The following is a 12,357-nucleotide window of genomic DNA, read 5'->3' as shown; positions in this document are numbered from 1 at the left end:
AGTGCGCCTTCCGGGCGCAAGCAGGGAATAGTCCCTTATAGGGACAGAGCAAGCCACCCGCTAAGCGGGTGGTCTTGACTGTATGGAGAATATATGCTTTGCATAATAGATACTGATAGTGGAAATTTTTGACGGATTTTTGTAAAAACTTTGAATTTATTTCTTAATAGTTTTCTACTATAATGAACGGGACAAACGACGGATTTTGAATATCCGTATAACTAAAAAACAGCATAAATTTGAGATTCGGAGACTTCAGAGAATAACTTCATTGCGGAGATTCTTGAATGAATACTGGTATGACCACGGAGGGTGGAAAATGAATAAATATACGGTACTTCCGCTTTTAAATTCTTCTTTTGAACCGGGAAAAGCCCTGGAGACAGTGGAGCAGTTTGAGGATAAAGATTTCAGAAATATTGCGATGGCTGAGTTGTATTATTTTACGGGCAAAGCAAAAGAGTGCTGTGAGATTACAGAACTGTATCTGGAAAATGAAAAAATGGAATTGCGCCTTTCGGCGTGTATGCTTTATTGTTATGCAAATCTGACACTTGGCAGATCGGTTGCTTCGAAGCGAGGTCTGCAGGGAATTCAGGAATGCATCAGTAAGGCAATGAAAAAAGAGATTTCGGAGGAACTGCAGGCATCTTGTGTACTGGCAGGATATGTTGGTGCGGTGCTTCTTCATCTTCCAGCAGAGGGAATTCCGCCGCTGTGGGAATACAGTGGCATTCTTTCTGAGGGGCTGAGACTTTTTGCGGTGTATGTACTGGCACATCAGGCTTATCTGAACGGAGAGTACTGGAGTGCTTATGGAATGTGTAAAGCAGCGTTGTTTATGACGAGGGAGACTTATCCGATCAGTATGGTTTATCTCCGGTGTATGATGTCGACGTGCAGAATTAACAGAAGGTATAAAAAAGAAGCGCAGATTGATCTGATGGAAGGATGGAAAATGGCGGAGAAGGATGATTTTGTAGAGCCGTTTATAGAACATCATGGACTCCTTCAGGGACTGATAGAGGTTTGCATTCGGAAAAATGATCCGGACGCCTACAAAAGGATTACAGATGGAGTACTGTCTTTCAGCAGAGGATGGATGGCAGTGCATAATCCTGAAACGAAGAACAAAGTGACCGATGAACTGACTGTTATGGAATTTTCAATTGTGATGCAGGCAAGTGGTGGATGGACGAATAAAGAAATTGCAGCACATATGGGGATTTCTGTGAATACGGTGAAACATTATCTTACGGATATTTTCTGTAAGCTGGATATAAAGAAACGTGAGGAATTGAAACAATATATGTTAAATTGATGTTCAAAGGCACCTTTTTGTAGCCAAATGGGCCTTACGTAACAATTGGGTTCACGTTATAATAAATAAGACAAATAATCAGATAATACTTAAAAATATTCAACAAAAACAAAAAAGAACGATATTTAAGAAAGGAGAAGAAGCCAAAGTTTTTATCTGGATATCATTGGATACCAAAAATGTTTTTTGTATTGACATGAGAATCCTGTAAATATAAAAAGTTTGCGGTATGAAACAGCTTTAATTACCAGATAAAAAACCTGAAGCTTTTTTAAGAAGAGAGGAATATAAACGGAAGAAAAATAATAAGAATTATAGTACACGTTAATGCACACACAGGAAAGCAGGAAAGGTATGAAGAAATTGAGGAAAGATAAGTTCAGAAAAATCCTGGCATTTATGGTGGCTTTGGCGTTGATGGTATCTTGTGTGCCAAGTGCATACACGATCTCCGCGAGTGAGACATTTGGAGATGGAACAGATGATCTGTTCACAGATGGTGAAGGATCATCGGGACCCGAAGCCGAAGAATCGACACCGGATGTAAGCAGCGCAGACCAGGAAAAACAGGCGCAGCAAACTATGCTTACATATGAAAATGATTCTGTTAAAGTAACAGCAGAGGCGCAGGAAGAAGGAGCTCTTCCTCAAAATACATCTTTGAAAGCCGATACTGTAAACGAAAATTCATCAGTACTCTATAATACAGTATCTCAGAAGCTTTCGAAGGCGGCCGAAGATAAGGGCAGCAGCCTGCGGGGCTTTTTTGCGTTAGATGTATATTTTGCAGATGCTGACGGAAACAGAGTTGAGCCGAACGGCAGAGTGAAGGTAACAATTGAATACAAGACACCGGCAGCACCGGAACTTACCGATGCAGCCAATACGAGTGTAACTGTTGAAAAACTTCGTTATAACAGCAGCACCGGCGAGACAGAAGCTTATGTTTTACAGCCGAATGAAGATCTGAAGGTTCTGAATGTAACAGAAACCAAGCAGGTACAGACCATTCAGGCAGAAACTGGAAATTCCGCTGTTTTTGCGGTGATGTGGGACTCCCCTAAAACAGTTTCTGGTGAGGATGAAAATTCAGACACTCCTATTGATTCAGAGGGAAATGATAGTGATGTGGATATTTCAGACGGTGAGATTACACCGGAGCCGGAAGTAACAGAAGCACCGGTTGAAGAGCCGACCGTAACAGAGGCTCCGGCAGAGGAACCGGAAGTTACAGAAGCACCGACGGAAGAGCCGACCGTAACAGAAGCTCCGGCAGAAGAACCGGAAGTTACAGAAGTTCCAGAAGAAGAACCTGAGATTACACAGGTTCCATCAGAGGAAGCTGTTATTGTAACTGTCATTGGAGATGATGTAAATCTTCGTGTCAGTCCATCAGAAGATGCGGATGTAGTTACAACTGTGGAAGCAGGTACACAGCTTACCGTTCTGGAAACTGTTACAGCAGAAGACGGGACAACCTGGTACAGAGTTTCTTACGCGGGAACGGAAGCTTACATAAGAAGTGATATGGTTCAGGTGGTTGAGACGGGTGATGAGGAGCCGGCGGAAGAGGAAGTGACGGATGATCTCACGCAGGAAGGTCCTGTTACTTATTCCAAGACGGTAGGGAATGTAGTTGTGACAGCAACTGCAGATAAGGATGTTCTTCCTGAAGATGCGGAACTGGTCGTAACACCTGTTGAAAAAGACAATGCTCAGTATTCAGAAGTAGAATCTCAGCTTCATGCAAAAGCTGAAGAAGGGGATTATACAGTTGCAGGTTTTCTTGCATATGATATTTATTTCCAGGACAATGAGGGAAATAAAATTGAGCCAAATAACGGAAGAGTTAAAGTTTCCATGGATTATCAGGCATCATCAATTCCTCAGGAAATCAAAGAGAGCACAGAGACATCAACATTCAGTTCAGAAGCTGATGAGGAGATATCTCTGGAGGATGAGAATACAGAAGCCACAGATGCACAGGAGCTTTCTGTTGCAGTGATGCATCTTGTAGAGGATGAAGCTGGTAATGTGCAGTCTGTTGTTGATATGACACAGCAGGGAACTGCAAAAGTTGAGACTACCGCAGAGAATGAAATTCAGAAAGCGGAATTTGAGACGGATAGCTTTTCGGTGTTCACGATTACCTGGCAGGATGCTCGGAGAAGTTTGTCAATTCAGTTGATTGATACAACAGGAAATTCTATTGGAAGTGGTAATAAATCTGTAACATGGAGTGGAAACTCACATACAACAGCATATGCAGATGCTCCGAAGATTAGCGGCTATGCTTTCAAGAAAGCTAAAGTTGCTTCCTCAGCAGGAGAAGAGGGAACTGTAGTAAATAATGTTCGTTATAATAACGGGAAATATCAGTATACTTCTGATCGGAATGTGAAGGATACGACAGCATGGTACGATATTGGAAGTAATACAGTATATTTTGTTTATCAGAAGGTAGAAAACCTGAAAACGGTTGAGACTGTTGACCATACCAGCGATGGTATTACCATGAAGATGAAGGATTTATGGGGTAACAGCAGTGAAAAGATCGGACCGAATTCAGATCAGAGTACCTGGCTTACTCTTGGTGGTGACTATGGAAATGGAAATATCAAGAGAGGACTGTTAAACAACGTTCTTGCACCTAATGGATATCCAACGGTAAAAAGTAATAGTTCGAATTTGGAAAGTCTGTTTTCCGGTGGAAAAACAACAACAGTAAATCATCTGTTCTTAAAAACCATTTATGACCAGACAGGATATTATGAATATAGCAGTTTCAATAACTACGCATATTTAGGAAGTAATCCTGGAACATCAGCGAATTTTACGGTTTATGATGCAATAGGAACACCAAGAGGAGATAGTACCTCATATTTCTACAGCCGTGGAAACTTTATGCCATATAATGCAATTGCGGATGGCAAATATGCATCTAATACCCATAATTTATATGATGAAGATGGTAATGAATTGGATGACAGCGATCCGGATAAGGGAAAAGTACTTTATCAGACTCAGGGTACGAATGATTACCAGTTTGGTATGGAAATGGATGGTAATTTCCTTCAGCCAAAAGCTGGAAAGGTAACACCTCCGAATAGTTCCAAAAAAGAATCCATGATCTATGAATTCAATGGCGATGACGACATGTGGATTTATATCGATGATGTTCTGGTACTTGATATTGGTGGTGTACACGATGCCCATTCCGGTAAGATTAATTTTGAGACCGGAGTTGTAAGCTGGAAGGATTGTAATACAGGACAGGTACCAAAGGAGTATACAACTACTATTAAAGAAATGTTCCGTTCAGCAGGATATTTCCCGGATGGAACAAAATGGGATAGCAGTAAGGTTGATAATTATTTCGACGGTGATACTTTTAGGGATTTTACAACTCATTCCTTTAAGATGTTTTATATGGAACGAGGAGCTGGTGCTTCCAACCTTCATATGAAGTTTAACATCCAGGTTATTCCGGAGGGACAGGTAGAAGTAAGAAAAGAGCTCAGCAATACTGATAAAGAAAAATACAGTAATGTAGAGTTTGCGTTCCAGTTATATGCACAGGATATTGTTGGTGAAGACAGCCAGGGAAATGAAATCTATTCTGATAAATATGTTCCTCTGGGAAATGGCAGTGCAGTATATGGAAATGCAGGTAAACCGACGAGCCAGGAAATTCAATTTGGTGATAAGGAAATTAATGGAACGCCATACAAGAATGTCTTTTATCTGAAACCAGATGAGTCTGCAATCTTTACCGATTTACAGGCGAACAGGAAATATTATGTAAGAGAGATCGGAGTAAAGTCCGAAGAATACAGCCAGATTAAAATTAATGATACCGGATACAAAGAGTATGATGAAGATAACAAGGAAACCGGAGAGGGAGTAATCAAGAAGGTTGAGACTGATAAAAAGGCAGTAAATGTACGACCGGTTGTGGTTTATACCAATAACTGTTCGGCAGCCAACAGTCGAGAACTTCAGATTACCAAGAAGATCAAAGATGATATTTTTGTAGAGGATACCTTCAGTTTCCGCATTCAGCTTTCCAATCAGAATAATGTTTTAGTCCCATATGCAAATGGTGATTATTATCTGCTGGATGAAGATAACAACTACTGGTATTACAATGCTTCCGGTGCACTGGCATCCAATGGAAGTGATGCAATTGTCTGTGGCCGCAAGACAACAGACGATGGAACTGTAACCGGCGTACCTGCCGGATACACAGTTGCAGTAACAAGTATTCTTTCCGGAACAAGTTTCCGGGTTGAAGAGGTAGATCTGAATTCCGAGAAGTATGATACTCCTGACAAAGCAGTGAATAATGCGGATGCATCTGTGGTTACAGACACTGATGGTCATATAGCAGATGGAAGCATCAAACTTGGTCAGGACGCGAATGTGGTTGTTACCAATACTCCGAAGAATCAGGGCCAGGAACAGGATCAGACATTTATCAGAATATCAAAAACCTTTAAAGGTCTTACGGATACCGAGATCGGAGAACTTGCAAATGCGGAACCTCCATATAAGATCACGGTAACCGGAAAGAAACTGGATACAGAAACCAATACTTATGTTGATTTCGCACAGGATCTTTACTTAAGAAGGGATGCGTTCGTAACAGGAAGCGGTACCACCTGGACTTATACCTGGAAAATTGAGGGATGTGGAACAGGTACGTATCACGTTACAGAGAGCAATTACAACAAAAACGGATATTCCTCAGAAGTAAAGATCAATGGAACAACAATTCAGAATCCGGAACAGAACGGTGTGGATGTTACCACAGAGGCTTCGACTTATAAGTATACAGCAAAAGACAGAGTCACAAATTGTAATCAACAGGATTACGAAATTGGTGTACAGAATTTAATTGTGGCAAAACTGACCAAGGGTCAGGGAACCTTTGTATGGACCCGAAATCCTGCAAGTATTGATGAAAGACTGGCGATTATAAATATTATTAAATCCATTAACGGATTTGATAATAACGCGACACTGGATAACTGTTATTTCTACAGTGGAGAAGGCATTGAAGGAACCATGATTTTCCGAGGTGCAAAAATCCGGTATGACTGCCAGAACATCCTGCATTTTGACTATCCGAAACAGTGGGCAATGTTTGCAACAGGAACCTATGAAATTACAGATGGCCGCAATGCAGAAGTTGCAATTGAAAACACCTACACAGAAAATACTGCGGATCTTGACCTGGTTAAGATTTTGAACAGTACAGACGGCAGTGAGACAAGGCTGGCAGGTGCGGAATTCGATCTGTATAAGAAAGATCGTAACGGAACCGGATACAGTAAAGTAAATTCAGATCCAATTGTGATTGACAACGATCATCAGGAAGAAGCTCTGAGAAATCTTTCACCAGGGCAGTATTACCTGGTGGAGACAAAGGCACCGGATGGATGCACTTTACTGGCAGATCAGATTTACTTCAAACAGAAAAACGGAACAATCATCCTTACAGATGAAGATGGCAATACTCTTCAGACAGAGAACGCCATGTGGTCCTTAAGTTCTTCTGATGGAAGTAATGTACTGACAATCAAAAACAACAAAATTTATAACTTACCGAGTGCCGGTGGCCCCGGAATCTATGGATTTACAATCAGTGGTGTGGCGATTCTTGCGACTGCACTCCTGTTGTTTATAAAAAATAAACGGAGGGAGGAAGAAGCAAAAAGATCGTGACTCATTATTGTAAATGGAAATACGAGGAGAATGAAAAAGGAAAAGGGATAGAAAGAAAGGAGACTAGTATGAAGAATTTATTCAAGAAAATTGGTGCGTTATTAATGGCAGCAGTTATGGTTCTGTCTATGTGCACCGCAGTCTTTGCTGATGGCCAGGAGCCTACAGCGGCAGATAGGGCAACAATTACTGTTAATAACGTAGAAGCAGGTTTAACAGTAACTGCGTACCAGATCACAAAAGCAAAATATCAGGCTGGAAAAGGTTTTCGGGGATATGAGAAAGTAAATTCCAGTTATGATATTGCGGATGTTTTAGCTCCGACAGCTGATGAGGTTGCAGCTCTGGCAAAAGTTGTTGCAGGCAATGGCGGTGGAGTAACACTTACAGGTAATGGAACTACTTATACTGCAGATGTTGCTGCAGGTTACTGGATCGTTCTTGTAACTGCTGGTGCAAATAATACAAAACCGGCAAAAGTTTATAACCCGATGCTTGCAGGTGTTTACTACAGCGTAAGCGGAACCGATAAGACCATGACTTCCAATCCGATTGATGCATCTCAGAAATGGAGTTTAAACGGAACTGAAGGTTATGCAAAATCCAATGAAGTAACTGTAGACAAAACAATTGTAAATTCAGGCTCTGGAAATAATAAAGGTGATGATGTAGCAATCGATGATGAGGTAAACTACAAAATTACTTCAACAATTCCTGAGTACAGTGCAGAATACAACAATGATTCTTCAAATGTAACTTATACCATCAACGATACATTAAATGGACTTGCTGTAAAAAATGGAAGTGTTGTAGTAAAAGTTGGTGATGATGTTATTCAGGCAGGTGACGATACATTTGCACTGCAGGCTGAAGGACAGACAGTTAAAGTTGCCTTTGCAAAAACATTTATCCTCAATAATGGTGGAAAAAATGTAGAGGTAACTTATACAGCTACATTAACAGATGACACAAAAGTAAACTTTGACGCACATACCAATACTGTATATGTAGAGTATTCAAATGATCCGTCAAGTAACTCAACTGCAAGAACAGATGAGAAGAAAACATACCACTATACATTTGCAATCGACGGAAATATCAACGGAACCAAAACAGAACATAACAGAAAAACAACAGAGCTTGTAAAAGTTGATGAGAACGGAAAAGTTATTTCTACAAAGAGTAAAGAGGAGATTGATTCTAATACCCAAACAAGCGTAGCTACAGGTGCAACCTTTACTCTTACAAGCACAACTGATTCCAACAAGGTTTATACAGCTACAACAGACGAAGATGGTCATATGACATTCAAGGGTCTTGATGCAGGTACTTACAAACTTGTCGAGACTGTAGCTCCGGAAGGATTTACTCTTGATACACAGGAACATACAGTAGTGATTAGTGCAACATATAATGATGATGGTACTCTGAAGTCTTATACTATTGCAATTGATGGAAATCCAGGATCTACTTATACAGCAACTTACAATAACGGCACTATTACAAAGATTGATGGAACATCTTCCACAACTGAGATCGTAAATACCAAGATGGGCACTCTTCCATCCACAGGTGGAATGGGAACATACCTCTTCACTATTATCGGTGTTGTAGTTATGGCTGTTGCAGCTGGTGCTTTCTTCATCAGCCGCAGAAGAACATCTGAGGAGTAATCCTTAGAGATCATTTGGTCAGCTTTTTCTGAATATTTATAAACAACAGAACCAAAGTAATAATTAAGTAAATCAGTTACCGCCCGGCCTCTTCGGAGGCCGGAAACGGTAATACAACAGTATGGAGAAACCTATGAGAAAGAATAAGAAGAAAAATTATATTGGACTTGGGTTGCTGTTTCTGATAGGGTTGTCCATACTGCTGTATCCGATGATCAGCGATGCCTGGAATAAACACAGGGACAATATACTGATCAGCAAATATAGCAGCAGTGTTTCTTCGGATGAGAATTCGAAGAAGATCGACAGCATGTGGAAGGCAGCAGAGAAATATAACGAACAGATTAAACAGGAAAGTGTACCGGATGCTTTTTCTGTAAGAGATGGAGAGAAAGACAGTACATACGAATCTCTTCTCAACCTGAATGGTGATGGTATGATGGGATATGTGGAGATCCCTGTGATCGATGTGAAGATTCCAATTTATCATTACACAACAGATGAATCGCTGGAGAAGGGTGCCGGACATCTGTTTGGCAGCAGTCTTCCGGTTGGCGGAGAAAGCACCCATGCAATTCTTTCCGCACATCGTGGACTTCCCAGTGCAAAGCTTTTTACAGATCTGAACCTTGTAAAAGAAGGAGATGTTTTTTATCTGCATATTCTGAATCAGACACTTGCCTATGAAGTAGATCAGATTCAGACGGTTCTGCCGGACCAGACAGAGTCTCTGGCAATCACAGAGGGAAAAGATTATGTGACACTTGTCACCTGTACTCCGTATGCGGTAAATACACACAGACTTCTTGTGCGGGGACACAGAACAACTGTAGAAGCTGCGAAAGAAGCGCAAAAATCAGAGAAGAAAGTCAGCGGAGCTACCAATCCGTCTCTTCCGATGATCCTTCTCTGTGTTGTAATCGGAATTGTGATTGCAGCTGTTCTTGTAACAGTAATCAATTCTGTTCAGAACAAAAAACGACGCAGGAAATAATTTATGGCAAAAAAGAAAAAGAAGAAAAAAGGAAATGTTGTCCTTAATATTTTTATAGCAGCAGTGTTTCTGACAGGGGCAGGAATTTTTCTTTATCCTACATTCAGTGATATGTGGAATCAGTACAGGAATGCAAAACTGATCAGCAAATATGAACAGTCGACTTCGAATCTTTCAGAAGAGAATTATGAGAAGCTCTGGAAAGAGGCAGAAGAATACAATGCGGAACATCCTGTGAATTCCATTGTGGACGCTTTTGATGAGGAAAAGGATTATGAACCGACACATCCTTATGATGAGGTTCTTGATCCCAATGGCGATGGTCTGATGGGAAGTATTGAAATTCCAAAAATTCAGGCAAAGCTTGCAATTTATCACGGACTCAGCAAAAATGTCCTGGAAAAAGGTGTGGGGCATGTAGAGGGAACCAGCCTTCCTATTGGAGGAGCAGGTACACATGCGGTACTTGCGGCACACAGAGGCCTTCCCAATGCGAAGCTTTTTACAGATCTGGATCAGATGGAAATCGGGGATATTTTTATTCTGCATATTCTTGGAAAAAATCTGGCCTACAAAGTAGATCAGATCAAGACGGTTCTTCCGGATGAAACCAGTGAACTGGATATCGTAGAAGGAAAAGATCTTGTAACCCTTGTCACCTGTACCCCATATGGTGTAAATACACACAGACTTCTTGTGCGGGGAATTCGTACAGAATATGTGGAAGAAGAGGAAAGTAATGAGACAGTTCCGCAGATGCTTGCAAAGACAGATCCGAAAAAGGTTCTGGCTGCGGGAAGTGTAGTGCTTGTTATCCTGATACTGCTGGTTTATCTGATTGTCCGTCGCGGTGAAAAGAGGCGGGTATCGGGAGAAAAAGAGGAGGCAGAAAAAAGTGGAAAAGAGAACTAAGCGGAAAAATTTTTTTAGCAGTTTTCTGGCATTTCTGGTGATGGGCGTAATGCTGATCGGCAGTCTGTCACAGATTGTTCTGGCCGGTAATTATGAAGCCGGAAAAACCGGAACTATCAGCCTGACCGTTCAGGAAACCGGAGATGACGGAACCCAGAAACCGATTCCAAATGTAAAGCTGACACTCTATAAAGTAGGAAGTGTATCCTATGATGGAAATGTGCATTTTGTGGCAGACAGTGCGCTTCAGTTTACGGGAGTCGATTTTGAAAATCTGAAAACAGCGGAAGACTGGTATTCTGCCGCAGAGACTCTTTCTGCCGCAGTAAAAAAAATCGGGCTTACCGGAATTGAAAAACAGTCAGACGCACAGGGAAAAATCGTGTACAGCAATCAGCAGGAAGGCATGTATCTGATTGTACAGGATAACCGGGATGGTAAGGTGTCTGTTTCCCCAATGCTTCTTTCGGTTCCTTTTGCAGAAGAGGGAACCGGATGGACCTATGATGTTCAGGCATATCCGAAAGCTGTAACAAATGACAGTGGAAAAGAAACGAAAATTCAGGTTACCAAGCAGCTGTTTTATATTGACAAGAATTTTGATGTTCTTGACATGGAAGCAGATGATGCGGTTTATAAGGTTGGCCTGTTTCTGGATAAAGATGGAACCATTCCGTTTCGCAGTGATTATATGAAGGATATTCATCTTGTCAATGCACACAGTGGAACAGCGACCTGGTCCAATGTGCCGGATGGAACCTATTATATATTTGAGCTGGATGAAAACGGAGATCCGATGACGATCAATGATGTGATCGAAGTGGAGGACGGAAATACATTTTATTACAATGTTACAGATCCTGATGAGAATGAGTCCAATGAAGCTACAGTCAGCAGGAGTGGTACCGCGGAATCCGTGTCCTATGTAAATAACTACTATTACTTTATTCCGGATGGATTCTCCTTAAGAGGATATATTGATATTACCAAGAAAGTCCTTGTCGACGGAAACGAAGATACAGTAGCGGATACTTTCTATGCCGGTATTTTCAGAGAAGAGTCTGATGGAACACTTACACTGATCAATAATGTAGAACTTGAACAGAATGGTTCAGTAAGGGCCGAGGTTTCTTTCGAGGCAAATGAGGAACCGGATTCTGTTACTTATACAGTAATGGAGACAGATGAAGAAGGAAATCCGATTGATAAGGACACATTCCTGTTTGACGTAAGTGGTGAAGGCGATGTAGTTCTGAATAAGAGCGAAAGCTATATCAACAGCATTGAGATTACAAACAGCCAGGAGACAGAACCTGATCCGACAGCGACTCCGACACCGACACCGGGAACACAGCCTTCTGTGACACCTTCTCAGGATAACAATACACCAGGCGGTGGTACATCTGATAACGGAGGAACGACAGGACGTACTTCTGTAAAGACCGGAGATGATACACCGATTGGCGTATGGGTTGGAATTCTTGCAGCAGCAGTGGTAATTGGTGGTGCAGCAGGAATTGCGGTAAAGAGAAAAAAGAAAAAATAAGAACTCCTCATAGAGGATGCTCATGAGGAAAGGCCAGGCAGAAATGTCTGGTCTTTCTTTGTGGAATAAACAACAGGTTTTCATGATATTGTCTTTTTTTTATCAACTATAAATGAGCAAATATCGAATTTTGCACAAACTTATCCCACAAACTTAAAAGCTTCTTCGAATGAGGCGCTGCTTT

The 12,357-nt window shown here is 41.3% G+C and carries 6 protein-coding genes; all 6 read left to right on the top strand.

Translation table 11 applies throughout. The features are described 5' to 3' along the window. The first annotated feature begins 319 nt into the window (after nucleotides 1-319). Complete coding sequence (locus GPK88_RS11295; RefSeq protein ID WP_215707826.1) at nucleotides 320-1,321, top strand: helix-turn-helix domain-containing protein; 1,002 nt, start codon at nucleotides 320-322, stop codon at nucleotides 1,319-1,321. Nucleotides 1,322-1,675: 354 nt separating this feature from the next. Continuing rightward, nucleotides 1,676-7,048 carry an SH3 domain-containing protein gene (locus tag GPK88_RS11290; RefSeq protein WP_215707825.1) on the top strand — a complete coding sequence of 1,791 codons (5,373 nt, stop codon included), beginning with the start codon at nucleotides 1,676-1,678 and terminating at the stop codon, nucleotides 7,046-7,048. Nucleotides 7,049-7,116: 68 nt separating this feature from the next. Beyond that, the gene (locus GPK88_RS11285; protein ID WP_215707824.1) at nucleotides 7,117-8,721 is read left to right on the top strand and encodes an isopeptide-forming domain-containing fimbrial protein; all 1,605 of its coding nucleotides are present in this window, start codon (nucleotides 7,117-7,119) and stop codon (nucleotides 8,719-8,721) included. 121 nt (nucleotides 8,722-8,842) lie between these two features. Continuing rightward, nucleotides 8,843-9,715 carry a class C sortase gene (locus GPK88_RS11280; protein ID WP_215707823.1) on the top strand — a complete coding sequence of 291 codons (873 nt, stop codon included), beginning with the start codon at nucleotides 8,843-8,845 and terminating at the stop codon, nucleotides 9,713-9,715. 3 nt (nucleotides 9,716-9,718) lie between these two features. After that, on the top strand, nucleotides 9,719-10,627 hold the full coding sequence (locus tag GPK88_RS11275) for a class C sortase (RefSeq protein WP_215707822.1): 909 nt from the start codon (nucleotides 9,719-9,721) through the stop codon (nucleotides 10,625-10,627). Then, nucleotides 10,611-12,173 (top strand): pilin N-terminal domain-containing protein, encoded by a 1,563-nt coding sequence (locus tag GPK88_RS11270; RefSeq protein WP_215707821.1) that lies wholly within the window; start codon nucleotides 10,611-10,613, stop codon nucleotides 12,171-12,173. The genes GPK88_RS11275 and GPK88_RS11270 overlap by 17 nt, the downstream gene beginning before the upstream one ends. The last annotated feature ends 184 nt before the right edge of the window (nucleotides 12,174-12,357 follow it).

This window comes from Blautia sp. MCC269, assembly GCF_018785655.1.
In the GTDB taxonomy this organism is placed as follows: domain Bacteria; phylum Bacillota; class Clostridia; order Lachnospirales; family Lachnospiraceae; genus Blautia_A.
The sequence above is the reverse complement of the archived record's forward strand: the minus strand, read 5'-3'. Positions and strand labels throughout refer to the sequence as shown.